Raw genomic sequence first — 18288 nt, forward strand, 5'->3', positions numbered from 1 at the left:
CCTACTGCTACAGTTGTCTCGTACCCAGACTGAACTGCAAGATGGTTTGATGAATTCACGTATGGTACCATTTACGCGCTTGACACCACGTCTTGAACGTATCGTACGTCAAACAGCTAACGAGCTTAATAAGTCTGTTGAACTGTCCATCATTAATGCTGATGACGAGATGGATAGAACCATCCTAGAGCGCATTACGTCACCGCTTGAGCATATGTTACGTAATGCTGTCGACCATGGTATTGAAACCACCTCAACCCGTCTGAAGTCAGGCAAAGAGCGTAGTGGCCGTATCACCCTTGAAGTGCATCGTGAAGGTAGTGAGATCGTCATCCAATTAACAGATGACGGGCGAGGCATTGATGTTGAAGCAGTACGTAGCAAAGCCATCTCTCAGGGTCTAATTGATGCAGACGATAATAGTCTATCAGACCTTGATATTATGCAATATATTTTCAACGCTGGATTGAGTACTAGTCAGCAAGTGACTCAGATTTCTGGACGCGGCGTTGGTATGGACGTTGTTATTAGTGAAATTCGTCAACTAGGTGGCTCAGTATCCGTCGTTTCAGAGTTGGGTAAAGGCTCAAGTTTTACGATGCGCCTACCATTGACGGTAGCCGTGTCTGACGCATTGGTTGTTCGTGCTGCAGATCGCTACTATGCGATTCCATTGGTACAGATTGAGCGTGTGGTTCGAGTGAATCCAGAGAAGCTCTATGACTATTATCAATCAAATGATGCCACATTGAATTTTGAAGACACTGAGTATCGAGTACGTTATTTAAATGAGATTTTATCAGGCAATAAGTTGAATGAGTTGGTCGTAAATACCAATACTAGCTTACCGCTTATCATTATTAAAAACCGTACCGGACAGAATATTGCTTTGCAAGTGGATCAGATTGCAGGTTCGCGCATAGAAGTTGTTGTCAAACCTTTAGGTCAACAGTTATCAAATATTCCAGGAGTTTCAGCTGCTACTATCATGGGTGATGGCTCGGTCATGCTCATCTTAGATCTGATTGCTCTTATGCGTAATGCGCAATTGGTCAAGAATATTACGAAAGCTGCTGATGCTAAAAGAGGACGTATAGAATCTAAATCTACCATTTTAGTCGTCGATGACTCCGTGACGGTACGTAAAGTAACCTCACGTTTCTTAGAGCGTCAAGGGTTCAATGTGGCAGTCGCTAAAGATGGTATTGATGCAATTGAGATATTGCAAGATATGACACCAGACATGATATTGCTTGATATCGAAATGCCTCGTATGGACGGCTTCGAGGTCGCCACTCAAGTCCGACATAATAGTCGTCTAAAGCAAATTCCGATTATTATGATAACGTCACGTACTGGCGAAAAGCATCGTGAGCGTGCCTTAGAGATTGGTGTGAATGACTATATGGGTAAACCATTCCAAGAAAAAGAGCTGCTTGATAAAATGCAAAAACTACTAGGTGAAGGGGTCAGCCTGACTAATGAAGGATAATGCACGTGTTTTAGCGCTGCGAAAGAAAAATAGAAACGATATTAAAGTGATGGTGGTGGCAGAAGACCACCGCCAGCGCATGGCTTTTTCAGATACGGTACGTGGTTTCGGCTTTATGCTAGTCGGCTGTGTGTCACGAGCACAGTGGCAGGAGACAGGTGAGCTTTCTAATTCAGCTATCGATATTTGGCTGATAGACAGTGATTATGATGACAGTGTGGCAATAGCGACGGTGGCATCTAAACCAGCAGCAGTACTGGTAGGCTTCAGTCAGGCTCCGTATCTAAACGAATCACAAGAATATGCAAAATGGCAGCGTAAGTTGAAGCGTAAATTTGCTCAACTGCTTGACTTGCCAATATTGGTAGATGCTCCAGCTTACAAGAGTGCTGATACTGACTGGCATTATGTCGTATTTTTGGGTGCTTCTATGGGTGGCCCTAGTGCGGTTAAAGAATTCTTAGATAATGTGCCAGCCACACTGCCAATTTGTATTTTATTGGCGCATCATTTCAATCAGGCCATGATTGGTACGTTGCCCCGCATACTTAACCGTCACAATGACTGGCGCTGTAAGATTATCGCTTCTTCACAGCGGCTACGAGCAGGAGAGTGTCTGATAGTCCCTATTGATAAGCAGGTTGTCTGCGATTCAACAGGTCGCGTGATACTATTGGATCAAGATTGGCATGGTGAATATAAGCCTGCAATTGGGCAGCTGCTCAAAAATACCAGTGATGTTCATGGTAGCGAGCTTATTAATATTATATTTTCAGGTATGGGTAATGATGGCTCTCAGTATCTAGACTTAATCCAAGACAATAACAGTCAATTATGGGCACAAGATCCGAGCTTGAGTGCATGTCCAAGTCAGCCTCAGGCTATCATTGACTCAGGGTATTGCAATTTTGTTGGTAGCCCTACCGATTTAGCAAAAAAACTAACCGATTACATTGGTGAAAAGGCAGCTAGCCATTCACATTAACTTATTGCGAGTGACGTATGACACAAATTTTAAAACATTCGTTTGAGGCTGTGAGTCTGTTGACTACCAACAACGGTATGCTTGACGTCACTATTGTTCCAGCAGTTAACCAGCCGGACTGGATTATTCCAAGTAGCCTAATTTTGAGTGTGGATGAGTTCCAGCAGCAGGTTTCTAAATACGACTGGCAACAACAAGATTTGGCTGTATTTAATTTGCTACTGCAAGATCAAGCTCCAGACAAAATGATTGTTTTGGAAGGTAATACGACTGATCACCGTTTTGCCTTACAGACGGCAGGTGATTTGCGTCAGCTGCAAGCACGAATTTCTGAAGTGAAAGATGTAGAGACACCTGAACAATTTAGTGGTGCTAATATCGAAGGTAGGGAAGAATATTTTGATAAAAATGACGTCTCATCCTACCTATATCAAACAGTGATGATTGATGACGAAATCTACTTAGTGCCAGACTTGGATCAAATTGCCTATCACCTGATTGATTCGGATAGCTAGATTCTTATCGCTATTTAAGGTATTCTCCGTTCTATAAATAGTAAGCCAGTAATGTTAATGACTTCATCTGTTGAAGAGCATTAGCTGGCTTATAAAACTGATTAGAGATAATTCCTGATAAAGGTAGTAGAGTCACTCATGAATAATGCCAACTCGAATGTATCAAAGTGGTCGGTTAGTAGCCGTATTTTTCATTGGATTAGTGCAGCCTTACTGTTAGCCACATGGATAATGATACTGCTATATGAGAATTTAGATAGCAATATGTTTATTGGATACCATAAAGCGTTCGGCGTGAGCTTATTATTCTGGATGATTGCTCGAGTCATCAACCGCGTTTTTACTAAGGCGCCACCACCGTTAGCTATGCCAAAATGGCAAATGCTCGTATCTCAGCTTTCACATTTTGCTCTCTATGCCATACTGATTGCTATGCCAATGGTTGGCTTATTGATGGCAGTATATGGCGGTCGACCAGTCGATATTTTTGGTATTTTTCAGATACCTGTATTCGTGACCCCAGATAGAAGTTTGGCTCGTTTTTACAATAACTTGCATACTGAGATTATCTGGCCAATGATTATTGGTTTTACGGTTTTGCATATAGCAGCCGCGTTATACCATCAGTTTGTCAAAAAAAGACAATCTTATTGCCCGTATGAAATAATCTATAATCGATCAACATCAAAAAGCCCCAAGTATCACACTTGGGGCTTTTTTATTCGTCAATAAAACACGGACTGTTAGAATGCTATTTCTTATGCTCAGGTAAATTAATATTCATTTCTAACACATCTAAGCTGTCTTCAGAACGATGATTAATATTGACATCATCAATCTGCACGCCGTTAACGTATTTGTTCACAACTTCTAAGATTTCACGTTTCATTTTCTCGATACGATCAACCGTTAAGCGATTGTTCAATCTGTTTTCGCTAGCAACGATAACTTTTAAACGCTCAGTTGCTAAATTTGCGCTACCTGCGTTATTGTTGTCGTCAGTACCAAATAGGCTACTCCAAAATCCTTTTTTCTTAGTCATCATTATCCTCCAAACCAGCGCTGTAATAGACTCTTTTTCTTCACGTCAATATGACGTAGTGGACGCTCTTCACCCAAGAAACGGGCGACAATGTCTTCATAACATTGACCAGCAACAGAGTCGGTATAATGAATAACTGGTTCGCCATGGTTGGACGCTTCAAGCACTGAATGGCTCTCAGGAACAACACCAAGTAGTGGAACTTTTAGGATATCATTTGAGATAGTATCAATATCCATCATCTCATTGGCAGCCGCACGTTCAGGATTATAACGAGTGATAATCAAATGCTCGCGAACAGTCCCTTGGTTCTCTTCTACTTTTTTTCGTCTGACTCTGCAGAATACCGATGATTCTATCTGAGTCACGTACTGAAGAGATCTCAGGGTTAGTGACGATAATAGCTTCATCTGCATGGTACATCGCTAGCTGTGCACCGCGCTCAATACCAGCAGGTGAGTCACAAATGATGTAGTCAAACTGTTTAGAGAGTTCAGCCATTACCTCTGATACCCCTTCGTCTGTCAATGCGTCTTTATCACGCGTCTGACTAGCTGGCAGGATATATAGGTTTTCAAGCTGTTTGTCTTTGACAAGTGCTTGCGACAAGCGCGCGTTTCCAGTGATGACATCTACGAAGTCATAAACAATTCTGTTTTCGCAACCCATGATTAAGTCTAGATTACGTAGACCTACATCAAAGTCGATAACAACTGTTTTATAGCCACGTAATGCCAAACCAGCGGCAAAAGAAGCACTTGTCGTGGTTTTACCCACACCGCCTTTACCTGAAGTGATTACAACTATCTTCGCCACAATGGCACACTCCTATGAATCAATGGGATATCTTTTATATAAATAGCAAAATTACATGTTATTTACCTAACATATATACACTATCTTCGAAGCTAGCCTAGCATAAATAAACAAAAATTTATAGCAGCTCGATACTAAAGCAGAAAAACAACCTATTTATCGCTCAATTAGCCTCTTTGCGTGGTATTGGTAGGGTCATAGTCATGCTTTTTGGCTTGTTGAATAGAGCAGCTTAACTACCTTAGTTTTCTATAAAGTCACTTCACCGTGTATTATTTTTAATGGCGTCTTAAGCTTCATCCATCACGGTAAACACTAAGCCTTCGCCTTCTACAAATTTTACTTGCACCGACTTGTCGATAACATGCTCAGGTAAGTTGTCTCGTAAGCAATAGGTTCCTGCTACTGACACCAGTGAAGGATTAAAGACTTGGCAGAATATACGGGCATCTTTATCCCCTGTTGCGCCTGCCACCAAACGCCCTTGTGCACGGCCATATACATGCAAGCTATTGTCAGTAATCGCTTCAGCCCCGCTATTAATACTACTGGTCAAAATCAAGTCGCCGCCAACGTGATTGAGGCTTTGTCCTGAACGCAGCATTTGATCATAGATTAAGCTAGTAATATGCTGGGTACTTACCAATGTCTCGGTTGGCATATTAGATAGTGTCGTTTCAGTAGCAGGTTCGCTCGTGGTAGAAGTATCATCGACGCTATTAGCATTAACTACTTCGGCGTTGTTGTTCTCTACTGCCTTTTGAGTAGGGATGGGGGCTTTTTTACTTGGTAATATACGTTCAATACGCTTACCATCTGCTGGAAATATCGCTAAGCGCTGCTCACGTGCTTGCGCATCCAGCACTCCCGTCACCACGCCAATAGGCTGCAATCCCCATGCCCATAACAGCTCTACCAATGCTGATAAATCCTGCTCAACGTCACTATCAATAAGGATAGGAATATTGCTCGATTTATTACTGAGCGTTTCAGTTAGCTGAGCTTCTATAGCTGCTAAATCGCTTGTACTAAACTGTACGCGTGAAAACGTCAGCATCTTGCCGTAGAAAGCTAGCGCTGGTGCAGTCTGGTTATCGTTAGCTGAAACTGTCATATACAAACCCTTAAAAATAATTCTGTCACGGTATTATGTCTCTTATTACATCATGCTATTAGATAGCTAAACTATAGATTTAGTATATCTTGGTGCTTCCATTGCTGCACTTTTACTTGCGCTTCAAACGCAGTCAAACTGTCATCAATGATACTAGAAATTAAAGTATCTAGCGCTGTATTATTAGTATCTATTTGCGCAATACCGCTAGCAATTTCCATCATTAATATATCCAAGCGCTTAGGGTCTAAAAGTCGCTTGTTCAATGCATTTACGACGTTCTCACCGATATTGTGCCCAACGTGATGTAGCTGTGACTCAATCAGGCTGCCCGCGATAGGTATCATGCGTAGATAGCGGCGCAACTCAGGTGTATTGGCCAACCCTTCTTCAATAGCATTGCCCATCTCGCTCGCCAATATACTGCCGCCACCTGATAAGGCAGTCAGTTCCTGCAGCTTTGGTGCAAGCTCTGTACGCAGTACGGACAATACGGCCGCTTCAATTTTATTTCGATTTTTTTGCAATCGTCGACTCAATGAATGATTTGTGCGTGTCTGAACTGGTTAGTTCTTGTCGAAAGTTTTGTATCGCTGTCAAAATAACGCGATCGGAGAGCTCTTCTAACAGTAGGTCAATGTAGAATTTGATTCGGTTGATCCACGTCTGCGGCAGTACTTGATAGCCAAGCTGATATAGACGTCGTCCAATAACGACCGCTCGCAGCAGTCGTAAAGCACGTAGCTGCGGAAAGCAGCCTAATACTTCGTACCAATGAACGAATGGGAAAAAGAACCAGCGATAATAGACTTTTTTGTTTGATGGCAATCGCCCAGCGCAATAGCAACTCAATAACCAAAAAGATAGTAAAAAAACCTCCAGCAGTGCGTAGAGGATCATGCAACGTTGTTTGATACCAGATAAGTGCGTCGCTCACCGTTAGCCAATTGGCAGCATTACTACTAAAATTGCTCATCAAAATAGCATCGATACTGATCAATAGCAGATCAATACTGATGGCAATAATCATAACGATATCGTAAGTGAGCTTAAAGCGACTCGGCTTTGGATGGTTCGATTTTGGCGGCTCATCATTTATTGGATAAGGAGGCTGACTCAAAACAGATTCGGTAGCTAACGGCGAGCTAGTAGTAGAGGTGGGCACAGTCATACCTTATAAGTAATAAATGGCACAAAAAAATGGGTAAGAGTTCGATATTTACTACTATTTACTATTAAAGTAGACATCGAAAATCTATGAGTTCATGATTAGTCACATTATCAATGAATAAGGCTAAAAAACAACCCATCTTTGATTAAAATTTACTTATGATGCATGGCTGTTTTAACAGTAGCATCATAAGTAAGATATGACTATTGTGACATTTGTACCCGTAACTTTATTGCCCTATAACTTTTTATCTCATTATCGATATTTACTACTTAGTACGCTTGCATAGACTGTGCTTGGTATTTTATAAGGTCTAACAGTCAGCCAGTTTAGTATTACTGAGCATCTTTGTTAGGCATCTTGCGCTTTAGGATTGGTTTCAAAATCTGCCAACATAGTGCTAATTCGTTCATCTTTTTGACGCCACACTTGTTCAACCCAGTCGAACATTTGAGCTTTTGTATCCTCGTCATTTTCGTAGCCACCTTGCTTGATACTTTCGAACAACGCATCTGGTATGTCAATGTACCGCAAGTCAACCCCCAAGCGTTTGATATTACCTTTCCAAAGATCGCCATAGCTTGGTACACCATCAGGATATACGATGGTCATGTCTAATATGCCATCGATATCTTCACCTAGTGCGCTAATAGCCAATGACAATCCGCCTGCACGAGGTTTCAATAAGTGCTTATAAGGCGATTTTTGCTGAGCTTGTTTGGCTTTGGTGAAACGAGTACCTTCCAAATAATTTAATAAGGTAAACGGTTTGTCTTTTAGTAGGGCGCAGGCACGTTTGGCTTCTTCGATGTCCTTGCCTTTTAACGCAGGATTTTTGGCGATGGCTTCTTTTGAGTGTCGGCGCATCATTGGAAAGTCTAAAAAGTAAAAAGCTTGACCAACGATAGGAATGTAAATCAGCTCAAACTTGGTAAAAAAAATCGCGTAAGTGGCAAACGTTTTTCGCCAATATACTGCACGATGCTAGTATCGACCCATGATTGGTGGTTGCTCACTAGCAGGTATTTACCATTGGTATGGATATCGTCCGGTAGGTTGATACGCCAATCTTTGCGAGGCAACATGTTATCGATCAAGGCACTGTTGCTGCTGATCCAGTGAGTAGCAATTTTGATGACGGCTTTGTCTGCAATAGAGGCACCAGTAATGACTTTACCGACGCCCATTAGCCATAAAGGAATACTACCACCGAAGCTATTGGCGGCGATGACACCAGTAGCTGTTGCAAGCGACACAGCTTTGCCCAGTTTAGGCGAACGTTTATGCATTTTTCGAATGGTAGATGTCAATCGCATGCTCAATCCTTTTCAGTCTATCTGATTAATAATAAGCCGTATGTCGCTGAATCTGTCCTAGTCAAGTCAGGAATATTATGAACGTAAAGCTTTAAATCATGACTATTTAAAGCCGACAAATCTAGCGATATAATTTTAGCAGAAACATGTTGTAGTGTACGGTTGTAAACGTGACTAGTGGTAGCAAGGCGCGAAGATTTGACCTATAAAATCATTGAAATATAACCTGCACTTCTCATACATAGGTATGACAAAATATTACACAGAGATAGGTTCTAGTTGCCATAATAATGGGTAGTGTAGATAAGTACTTAAAAAAGATTAACGGACAATCTTTATAAAAAGCACGATTTTTTTAAACTTAAGAGGAAATATTATGCGTAATACTTTAATGATTGCAGCAGTAGCATCAGGTCTAGCACTTAGCGGTTGTACAACAGATCCAAACACTGGACAACAGCGTCTAAACAAAGCTGCTCTGGGTGGTCTAGTTGGTGCAGCAGGTGGTGCAACTATTTCAAAAGCAACAGGCGGCGACAAAACTGGTCGTGATGCAGCTATCGGCGCAGCACTAGGTGCAGGCGTTGGTTACTACATGGAGCGTCAAGCTCGTCAACTTGAGCAGCAAATGGCTGGTACAGGCGTAACTGTTGAGCAAAATCCAACCACTGGTAACATTGATTTGGTTATGCCAGGTAGCATCACGTTCTCATTTGATGATGCAACCCTTAGCTCATCATTCAAGCCAACGCTTGATAAGCTTGCTTCAACGATGAACCAGTACAACCAAAACACAATTACTATCGCTGGTCACACTGATAGCAAAGGTTCAGCATCTTATAACATGGGTCTGTCACGTGATCGTGCTTACTCAGTTGCTAACTACTTGACAGCTCGCGGTGTTGCTTCAAACCGTGTAAACGTTGTTGCTTACGGCGAGTCACGTCCAATCGCAGACAACAACACTGAATATGGCCGTGGTCAAAACCGCCGTGTTGAGTTAACAGTTAACGCACCACAGAGCGTAAACTAATCAATAGCTATAACTAATAAATAGTTATATAACTATTGAGTATGTGCTAGATATTTGAGCACATATATTTCAAAAAGAGTCAGCGATATGCTGGCTCTTTTTTTGTGTTTTCAGTTTGAATAAAATAGTGATGATTGATAGATATAGTTAATATTAAATTAAATATTGATAATGATTATCAATAACACTATAATTTGTCAGTGTTTGCTATTAATGCAATATTAAACGTCTTATCGTGCGCACTGAGAGTCAATGTGCATGGCTAAGATAGCCTGCTGTAACATGGCTTGATTATCAAAATAATTGAGGCTACTTAACCAAAACGAATTTTTTTGCTATATTTCTTGAGGATATGTATGACAATTACCACAGTAACGAGCCGTAAGCTTTTACCAACTACTTTAGCTGTTGCACTTGCAGGATTGTTAATGGTGTCGGGCTGTACAAAGCAAGCCGATGAAGACACCAATGCTGCGACAGAAACGCAAACAGAAGTAGCAAACACAGAGACAGCTGATAATTCAGAGATGACTGCTGCCGAAAAAGCACATATTGATAGATTGATTATCAGTTATGCAAATATGGCACACGCCGCTTATAAAGATTCGTTGGACACGGCCAAAGCGCTACAAACTGCGGTAGAAACTTACGTGGCCACTCCAACACAAGAAAACCTTGATGCTGCAAAGGCTGCCTATAAAGCAGCACGTCAGCCATATTCACAAACTGAGATTTTCCGTTTTGATGAAGGCTTTGTGACTGCTAATGACAAACGTACTATCAACAGCATCGATAGCTGGGAAGGGCAGATCAATGCTTGGCCACTTGATGAAGCGCTGATTGATTATGTTGGTGACGACTATGAAGGCGAATATAACAGCCAAGAGAATATCATCAATAGCGACAGCATTACTGTCGGTAGTATCAAGCAAGATACCAGTACAATCACACCTGAGCTACTCGCAGAAATGAATGAAATCGGTGGTAGTGAAGCCAACGTAACGACTGGCTATCATGCGATTGAGTTTATGCTGTGGGGTCAAGACAACAACGGTGTGAAAGAAGGTGCAGGTAATCGCCCAGTCACTGACTATGCGACTGAAGCCGGACAGTGTACTAGTGGTGAGACCGTCAATGAGGATGCCAGTATCTGTGAGCGCCGTGGTGAGTTCTTAACTGCTGCAACTCAACTATTGGTCGATGATTTGACCGCGATGGAAGCTCAGTGGCAGCCTGATACTGAGAATACCTTACGTAGTGATTTGATAGCGCGCAAATATGACAATGGTCTGCGCCAAATTATGTATCAAATGGGTAGCCTAGCATTAGGTGAGTTGGCTTCTGAGCGTATGCAGGTCGCTTTTGTTACTGGCTCTACTGAAGATGAGCACGAATGCTTTAGTGATTTGACTCATTTGAGCTATGCCAATAATGCACGCGGTATCCAAAACGTCTTTAATGGTAGCTATACAACAGTCGCTGGTAAGACAGTGGGCGGCTACGGTATCAAAGATTATCTAACGGATAACGGCCACACAGAAGCTGCTGATAAGTTGGCTGCTGAGTTCAACAAAGTAGAAGGCGCGTTCAACGTTATCGTTGAAAAAGGCGAAAAAGACGGTATCAAGATTGATCAGATGATTGCAACTGTCGGTCAAGCTAGCCAAGAAGGTATCTCTGCTGAAGAACAAAACGTCCGTCGTGGATGGGTTGAAGCGGGCATCACTAGCTTACAAGAGCTGACGGCCAGTATCGAAAACGCTGCAAAAGCAGTTGGTATCGATAATCTAGACGCAGATGCAGGGTCACAGTTTTAAGAAAAATTTAAGCTAGCGGCACTTATTTAAAAGCCTTTCATTGGCTTTGCGACGTTTTATTAGTCGTTGTAGGTCAGTAACCGCTGTTTATTAGATACTTAGATTAGATATAATACGTGCGTTGTCAGCCACCGTTGGCAACGCATTTTTACGAGCATTAAATAAGCCAATTGGCCGGTGTACCACCCCATTATATGTCGATAAGCAATGATTGTGACGACATATAATGAGATGGTATGACAAAATTTTAATGGTTCTACTCTAGCGCTAAGGCACTGAATTTCTATGAACGCCAATTATGTTAACCCCTCTGATTTTCCTCTTGCTACTCAAATCCTACGACATATACCCTCTAAGCTTGCGCTAATTATCGCGAGTGCAATGGCCATCAGTGCATGTCAACCATCTGATAGCGTTTCTGACGACAATTCTGACCATGTTTCTGCTAACACTTTAGATCAGGCCTCAAGTAATGAAAGCAGCACTGAAAACAGCCAATTGCTATCGTCTGAAAACGCCAAAAATATAGAAACACTGGCAGGCGTGCCGATGCAGCAACTGGTGAGCTTTGACCCTCAAGAGATTAAGCAGGGCGGTGACTCTGGTATTAGTATTAGCAGTGCTGAAAGCTACTCAAAGCCTTCATCAAACCTAGCAGCTTCTCGAAAAGGGTCGTTCTTTATTGGTAATGCGTTTTTCAAACAGCCATGGGTCGTTGCTCCTGCTAGTACTGATAGTCGTGATGGGCTGGGTGCATTATTCAATGTGGCCGCTTGCCAGTCCTGTCATGTCAAAGATGGGCGAGGTCATGCGCCGATGACTGCCGATGACGATGCTGATAGTTTGTTAATTCGTTTGTCTATGCCAGCGACGACTGATGAGCAGCGCCAGCAGCTACAGGATTCGCTAATTGAAAAGGTAGCTCATCCTATGTATGGTGGCCAGCTACAAGATCGCGGTATTCAGGGCGTACCTGCTGAAGCAAGAATCGCAGTGCAGTGGACAGACAAACCAGTTACCTTTGCTGACGGGTATGTCGAGACACTACGTGCGCCAACGTTTAATTTGACCAAACCTGGTTACGGTGCTTTTGACGATGACATGATGGTATCGCCGCGTGTGGCGCTACCAATGATTGGGCTTGGGCTACTAGAGCAAATACCTGACGATGACATTAAAAAACAAGCCAGCGACAGTAGCAATGGTGATATCAGTGGTAAATTTAACTGGGTCATGGATCCGCAAACGGGCAAGCGGGCGCTTGGACGATTTGGGTGGAAAGCTGGTCAAACCAAACTGATTACTCAAAACCAAAGTGCCTTTAACGAAGACATGGGTCTGACGTCCAACATCCGTCCTAACGAGTCATGTATGCCAACGCAGACCGCTTGCCTAAATGCAGCGACAGGTGCTGATGAACAGGGCAATGGTAAATCACCTGTGGAAGTAAATGATGAGGTCGCGAAATTTGTAGAGTTTTATACTCGAAATCTAGCAGTGCCGCATCGCCGTAATGCGGATGATAAGCTCGTACTGGCTGGCAAAAAGCGTTTTTATGACATGGGTTGTCAAAGCTGTCATACGCCAAGATATCAGTTGCCAAAAACCGACGATGATCATCTTGAGCAGCATGGACAAGTGATTTATCCTTACACAGATTTGCTATTGCACGATATGGGCGATGATCTCGCTGATCGTACGATTGCTGGCAAACTGCCACCAAAAGATGCACAAGTTGAGTTTTTAGCCAACTCTTATGAATGGCGTACACCAGCACTTTGGGGCGTGGGGCTTGCGCAGACAGTTGATCCTCAAGCGACGTTTTTGCATGATGGCCGTGCCCGTACGTTGATGGAAGCTGTTTTATGGCATGGCGGAGAAGCCGAAAAGCAAAAGCAACAAGTATTGAAGTTAGACAAACAAGGTCGCGCAGAGCTTAATGCGTTCCTAAAGTCGCTGTAATAAAATCACTGTAATAAAGTCGCTATTATAAGACCAGTATAAAAACGCTATAAATTACTACCTATAACATTACCGAGAAACCTATGAAAATAAACCACGCTTTGGCAATGGCGCTATCTGCATTGAGTGCTGGACTGCTGATCAGTTGTGTCAAACCTGCCGATGACAACAAAGCTGCAGACGTAGACAGCCAAAAAGTTGTGCAAGACAGTGCAGCTACTGACAGCTCAGTAGAAAACAGCAAAGAAAGTACTGAGCAAATCGTAGCAGTAGATATCAGCCTGAGACTGCAAAAACGTACTTGACGCATGTGGCAGACGATATCGTGATTCCCGCGTATGCTGATGCAGCCAAGCAAAGCGATCTGTTGAACGAATTGGCGCAGAAGCATTGTACCCAAGCTCCAGTAAGTGGCGATGAGCTACAAGCATTACGTGCACAGTGGCTAGTATTGGCACAAGCATGGTCAAGTGCTGAGATGGTCAACTTTGGTCCTGCGACTGCTAGTATGAGCAATTTATATATAAACTACTATCCTGACGAGCGCGGACTCGTACACAGTGGCGTGGCTGATTTAATCGCTGCCAATCCAAAACTAACGCCAGAGCAACTTGCTGGTGAGAGCGCGATCGTACAAGGCGTGCCAGGATTAGAAGAGGCCTTGTTTGCCAATGAAAGTTTAGACGCTAGTCAGTGTGCTTACGTGATTAGCGCTAGTAGTGCGTTGAGCACGCGTCTAAAAGACATCGAGAAAAACTGGCAGCAAAACGCGACTGATTTATTGGCGATAGACAAAACAGCAGAGAGCGATAGAGGTCTAAATCAATGGATTAACTCTCTACTGTCATTGATTGAGACCATGAAATCTAATGCCATTGATCAGCCACTCGGTCTAACAGGTAAAGCAAAAGGCCATTTGCCTGCTGCTACTGCTGGTCAAAGCCGCGCTATTATCAATGCTAAGTTAGATACGATTAACAAAGCCATGACTGACCCAGTATTGACGGCTGTTCTTGGTAGCAATGATGAAAACAAAGTTTCGGATAATCTATCGACTGCATTGGCTGACACGACTGCATTATTAGCGCAAATGCCAGAAGATTTATCAAAAGCGAATAAGGATGATCAACAAGCGTTGTACGATCATCTGACTGATGTCACTCGTCTGATTAAGCGCCAGTTAATCCCAGCACTTGGTATCCGTGTGGGCTTTAACAGCACTGATGGCGATTAGACAATGTCTACTATCGAAGCGGGTACAGCAGTGTCAGCAGTCCAGACTCATGACCAGATGAACAGGTCTAATCGGTCTGGGACAACTTCGTCAGCTCATGAGCTTTTGACGACTTCCGTGCTGACAGCAGTGGGTACGGCGGCGCTGGTCGGTATTCACCATCGTTATCGTAAGCAGCAGCATCCAGATGCCAGTCTACAAGATTATGTAGATGGTATTCGTACGCAGTTGCAGGTATTACGAGCTGGTCCTGATTCAACGCCGAAGCTTTCACGCTTACGTTATGCTTGTGAGCAAGCAGCGGCAACCTGGAAGCAGGCTTATCATGCTGTAGACGATGATAAGCATGATGTACCTGACTTTGCTGTCATGCATACGACAACGATGCTGGCACGACCAGTCAGCTGGGTCAGTGGCGTCGCATCACTGCCAAAAGATCAGAACTCATCAACCAAATGAGCATGACTTTGGCGTGGTAGGTATTGATGCCGACAGACAAATCGTTTGGCAAACGACTATGCCTGAGCGTGTCCACGACATCGTTGTTCAGCTCTGCCTGTCAATATATCTCAAGCTCAGCATAGCCATGTGGATCAAAAACGTGATGTCGTCGTCATGGGTCGTCGTCCAAGTGAAAGATTTTGGGTACTCAATACATCAAATGGGCAAGTACAACATGCGATTACAGCTGACGTAAACCGTCACTTTTATGGTCATGCTTGCTACAGTTTAGATGGCAGCTTGCTCTATGTAACCGAGAACGACACAGTGAGTTTGGCAGGTAAAATTGGTATCTATGATGCCCATGATGCTTATCAAAAGGTAGCAGAGTTTGATTCATATGGTATCGGCCCGCATGAGTTAATTATGCATCCTGATAGCGAAACGCTCGTCATTGCAAATGGTGGTATCAAAACCGAGCAGGCCTCACGCGAAGAGCTAAATCTAGATACCATGCGACCCTCACTGGTTTATCTGAATCGTCACGATGGCACACTGCTCGAGCAAGTGACTCCCGAGCATAATCAGATGAGTGTGCGCCACTTAGCCATGCACGATGACGGCATAGTGATGATCGGTATTCAGTTCCAAGGTGAAAAACATATCAATGTACCGTTAGTGCTGACTCATAAACGTGGCGATGCCAGTTTTACACCACTCACTATGCCAAACAATCAATGGCAACGTTTTCACCAATATATCGCTAGCGTGGCGGTAGATAGTGAGCGTAACTTACTGTGTGTGACCACGCCGATTGGTGGCTGTGCGGCGATTTATGATTTGCATACCCGAGAGCTGATTGATGATGTAAGCCTGCCAGATTGTGCAGGGGCTTCAGTGTTAGCCAATTCTAGTGCTTCAATGAGTAAAATTGATAAACATACCGAGCCGACAGGTTTTATCGTTAGTGATGGTCAAGGTCAGTTAACAGCGTTAAGAGTAAATGCTTTACCAGAAATAAAGTTGGACGTAAACGACGTTGAACCTCATGAGCGGATTATCAAAGACAGTCAACTGCATATGATGTCGTTTGACAACCACTTACAAGCACTGTGATACGTGATATTCAATAAGAGCGACAGACGCACAGGCATGGCGATTAATAATGACTATTACTAGAACGACAGTAATAGTCAGCCAAGGAGGTAGAGCATTAGCTTAGACACCAATTTAGATACTGTCAGACAGCAGCTTGCACAGGCAGGCATCAAGCTACATATCAGTAAAAAGCGTGTTAAAAATATCAATTTTCGCTTAAAGCCTCATACGTTGATGGTCTCTGCACCGATGCATGTCAGCGCATCACAAATGTTGCATGCTGTGGCTAAGCGGGTGCTTGGGCTATTGCAAATCACCCGCAGGTATTAGAACAATATAGACGTAGACAGAATACTTCGTCAGACATTTCAGCTGCTAATAATTCAGTTCTATTATGGGGTGCAGAGCAATCATTTACGCTCAGTCCTGATAAAAAAATCACCTATTATCGGCAACAACTCTCCGAAGTCACACCTGCACTATTTGATAAGTGGCAGCCAATCGTTGGCACTTATGCCAATGAAATACGATTAAAAAAATGCACACGCGTTGGGGCAGCTGCAACACGCGCGCAAAACGAATTTGGCTATCAGTCTATCTTCCTGCCTATCCTATTGAATGCACCGAATACGTAATTGTTCATGAGCTGTGCCACTTGCATCATGCCAACCATAGCCGAGCGTTTTGGCAAACGGTTGCAACAGCGATGCCAGATTATTTGCAATGGCATAATACCCTAGCGGGCAAGACAGGGCAGCTGGACTAAACCTATCATCTAAGTATCTAACTATCTAACTAGCCCTAATAAATATCTCGATATCATCTGCGTAACATTCATTATGCTGAGCAACAAGTCCTATTTTTATTATCATTTTTAAAATAAGGACACACCTGGATAAGCCTGATATTATAAGAAATAACGGTACAAATCGTGTCGTTTAATTAACAAGTTTATATACAGGGATGTCATATGGAAAACGTCAACCAGGCGGAGTTTTGGCAACAGCGTTATGAGAAGAACAGCATCGGTTGGGATATGGGGCAGGTATCACCACCGCTCAAAGCTTATATTGACCAGTTACCTGAGAGTGCAAAAAATCAGGCGATACTAGTGCCAGGTGCAGGTAATGCTTATGAAGTGGGCTACTTATATGAGCAAGGTTTTACCAATGTCACGCTGGTTGACTTTGCCCCTGCACCAATTGAAGCATTTGCAGAGCGCTATCCTACTTTCCCCTCTGAGCACTTGATCTGTGCGGATTTTTTTAGCTTGTCAGCTGAGCAGTATCAATTTGATTGGATACTTGAGCAGACGTTTTTTTGTGCGATTAATCCATTGCGACGTGATGAATACGTGCAGCAGATGGCGAGGTTGTTAAAGCCACAAGGTAAGCTGGTTGGATTGTTATTCGACACAGATTTTGGACGGGAAGAGCCACCATTCGGCGGCAGCAAGGAAGAGTACCAACAGCGTTTTCAAAGTTATTTTGATATCGATATTATGCAGCCCAGCTATAATTCACATCCAGCGCGGCAAGGTAGTGAGCTATTTATAAAGCTGCAAGTAAAGTAAGCTCGCGCTTAATATTATCTCGAGCTTGCGTTTCTAACTGCTCATAGTAATGGTCAGTCAGATAGAGTTTGGGATGCGCTAGTAATCCTTGTAACACTGCAGTGCGCCCATCACGGTAGCTGTCATCGGCGACATGCGTATATTCTTTGCGTATCGCCTTTGCATACTGATTGTAGGTAGCCACGGCGCGCCCAACATACTCAAATCCATATCTAACAGATACGCAGTATCGTTATATTTGTCCCTGTCTACCAACATATCTATCTGATGATTAGCGGTCATCATAATGAGAGCGTGAATCTGTTGGCATTGCTTTGTGCTTAGATAAGGGCCCAAAGCATCTATCGCAAACTCTGCACTTTTTAGCTCATTGTCGAAGCGTGTTGGGTCATATATCACATCATGATAGTACAGTGCCAATGCAATGATATGTGGCTTAGCAAGATGGTGCTTAATATTCTCAAGCTGTACCAATAACTGCTCAATATGATTGAGTGTATGATAAGCACGTTGTGGTTCGCCGTAGCGCGTCACGATATCTTGCCAAAGCCTATCTATTTGCTTTGGCGAAATATCGCTGGTCATAGCTGACAAATGCTGTGCAAAGCACTTGCCAAGCTCATCATGCTTATTTGAGACAGTTTTCATATGTCGTTTTGCACTATGACCGTAGTAAAAA

18 protein-coding genes and 2 pseudogenes are annotated in these 18288 nt (G+C 43.1%); 13 read left to right on the forward strand and 7 right to left on the reverse strand.

Going from position 1 to position 18288, the window contains the following annotated elements:
- The first annotated feature begins 13 nt into the window (after positions 1-13).
- The 4 genes from TT11_RS10395 (at position 14) to TT11_RS10410 (ending at position 3724) form a co-directional block, all read left to right on the forward strand.
- Complete coding sequence (locus TT11_RS10395; protein ID WP_261870387.1) at positions 14-1492, forward strand: response regulator; 1479 nt, start codon at positions 14-16, stop codon at positions 1490-1492.
- Entirely contained in the window at positions 1482-2477 is a 996-nt protein-coding gene (locus TT11_RS10400) for a chemotaxis protein CheB (RefSeq protein ID WP_261870389.1), read from the forward strand. The genes TT11_RS10395 and TT11_RS10400 overlap by 11 nt, the downstream gene beginning before the upstream one ends.
- A gap of 17 nt (positions 2478-2494) precedes the next feature.
- Complete coding sequence (locus TT11_RS10405; RefSeq protein ID WP_261870390.1) at positions 2495-2992, forward strand: hypothetical protein; 498 nt, start codon at positions 2495-2497, stop codon at positions 2990-2992.
- Between the two features lie 138 nt (positions 2993-3130).
- Positions 3131-3724, forward strand: coding sequence for a cytochrome b (locus TT11_RS10410; RefSeq protein WP_261870391.1), 594 nt, complete (start codon positions 3131-3133; stop codon positions 3722-3724).
- A 19-nt stretch (positions 3725-3743) separates the two neighbouring features.
- On the opposite strand, the gene minE is transcribed toward TT11_RS10410, so the two are convergent.
- The 6 genes and pseudogenes from minE to TT11_RS10440 form a co-directional block, all read right to left on the reverse strand.
- Complete coding sequence (minE, locus tag TT11_RS10415; RefSeq protein ID WP_201570690.1) at positions 3744-4034, reverse strand: cell division topological specificity factor MinE; 291 nt, start codon at positions 4032-4034, stop codon at positions 3744-3746.
- 2 nt (positions 4035-4036) lie between these two features.
- Positions 4037-4850 (reverse strand): annotated as a pseudogene (gene minD / locus TT11_RS10420) (septum site-determining protein MinD).
- 289 nt (positions 4851-5139) lie between these two features.
- Positions 5140-5964 (reverse strand): septum site-determining protein MinC, encoded by an 825-nt coding sequence (gene minC / locus TT11_RS10425; RefSeq protein ID WP_261870395.1) that lies wholly within the window; start codon positions 5962-5964, stop codon positions 5140-5142.
- A 71-nt stretch (positions 5965-6035) separates the two neighbouring features.
- A complete protein-coding gene (locus TT11_RS10430) occupies positions 6036-6491 on the reverse strand; it encodes a hypothetical protein (RefSeq protein WP_261870396.1) in 456 nt (151 codons plus the stop codon).
- A gap of 107 nt (positions 6492-6598) precedes the next feature.
- A complete protein-coding gene (locus tag TT11_RS10435) occupies positions 6599-7129 on the reverse strand; it encodes a hypothetical protein (RefSeq protein ID WP_261870397.1) in 531 nt (176 codons plus the stop codon).
- A 357-nt stretch (positions 7130-7486) separates the two neighbouring features.
- Positions 7487-8451: pseudogene (locus TT11_RS10440) on the reverse strand (acyltransferase).
- Between the two features lie 376 nt (positions 8452-8827).
- On the opposite strand from TT11_RS10440, the gene TT11_RS10445 reads away from it, so the two are divergent.
- From TT11_RS10445 to TT11_RS10485, 9 genes are all read left to right on the forward strand, one after another.
- Positions 8828-9484 carry an OmpA family protein gene (locus TT11_RS10445; protein WP_057761553.1) on the forward strand — a complete coding sequence of 219 codons (657 nt, stop codon included), beginning with the start codon at positions 8828-8830 and terminating at the stop codon, positions 9482-9484.
- A gap of 356 nt (positions 9485-9840) precedes the next feature.
- Positions 9841-11301 (forward strand): imelysin family protein, encoded by a 1461-nt coding sequence (locus TT11_RS10450; RefSeq protein WP_261870398.1) that lies wholly within the window; start codon positions 9841-9843, stop codon positions 11299-11301.
- Between the two features lie 285 nt (positions 11302-11586).
- Positions 11587-13263, forward strand: coding sequence for a di-heme oxidoredictase family protein (locus tag TT11_RS10455; RefSeq protein ID WP_370587836.1), 1677 nt, complete (start codon positions 11587-11589; stop codon positions 13261-13263).
- An 83-nt stretch (positions 13264-13346) separates the two neighbouring features.
- Positions 13347-13568 (forward strand): hypothetical protein, encoded by a 222-nt coding sequence (locus TT11_RS10460; RefSeq protein WP_261870399.1) that lies wholly within the window; start codon positions 13347-13349, stop codon positions 13566-13568.
- Between the two features lie 5 nt (positions 13569-13573).
- Positions 13574-14497, forward strand: coding sequence for an imelysin family protein (locus TT11_RS10465; RefSeq protein WP_261870400.1), 924 nt, complete (start codon positions 13574-13576; stop codon positions 14495-14497).
- 3 nt (positions 14498-14500) lie between these two features.
- Positions 14501-14956: a hypothetical protein gene (locus TT11_RS10470; protein WP_261870401.1), complete on the forward strand. Its 456-nt coding sequence runs from the start codon at positions 14501-14503 to the stop codon at positions 14954-14956.
- 129 nt (positions 14957-15085) lie between these two features.
- Entirely contained in the window at positions 15086-16054 is a 969-nt protein-coding gene (locus tag TT11_RS10475; RefSeq protein ID WP_261870403.1) for a DUF1513 domain-containing protein, read from the forward strand.
- A gap of 520 nt (positions 16055-16574) precedes the next feature.
- Positions 16575-16802 carry a M48 family metallopeptidase gene (locus tag TT11_RS10480; protein ID WP_261870404.1) on the forward strand — a complete coding sequence of 76 codons (228 nt, stop codon included), beginning with the start codon at positions 16575-16577 and terminating at the stop codon, positions 16800-16802.
- Positions 16803-17006: 204 nt separating this feature from the next.
- A complete protein-coding gene (locus TT11_RS10485) occupies positions 17007-17609 on the forward strand; it encodes a TPMT family class I SAM-dependent methyltransferase (RefSeq protein ID WP_261870405.1) in 603 nt (200 codons plus the stop codon).
- A gap of 78 nt (positions 17610-17687) precedes the next feature.
- On the opposite strand, the gene TT11_RS10490 is transcribed toward TT11_RS10485, so the two are convergent.
- A complete protein-coding gene (locus TT11_RS10490; RefSeq protein ID WP_261870407.1) occupies positions 17688-18257 on the reverse strand; it encodes a hypothetical protein in 570 nt (189 codons plus the stop codon).
- Between the last annotated feature and the right edge of the window lie 31 nt (positions 18258-18288).

Origin of the sequence: Psychrobacter sp. JCM 18901 (genome assembly GCF_000586435.1) — a bacterium.
In the GTDB taxonomy this organism is placed as follows: Bacteria; Pseudomonadota; Gammaproteobacteria; order Pseudomonadales; family Moraxellaceae; genus Psychrobacter.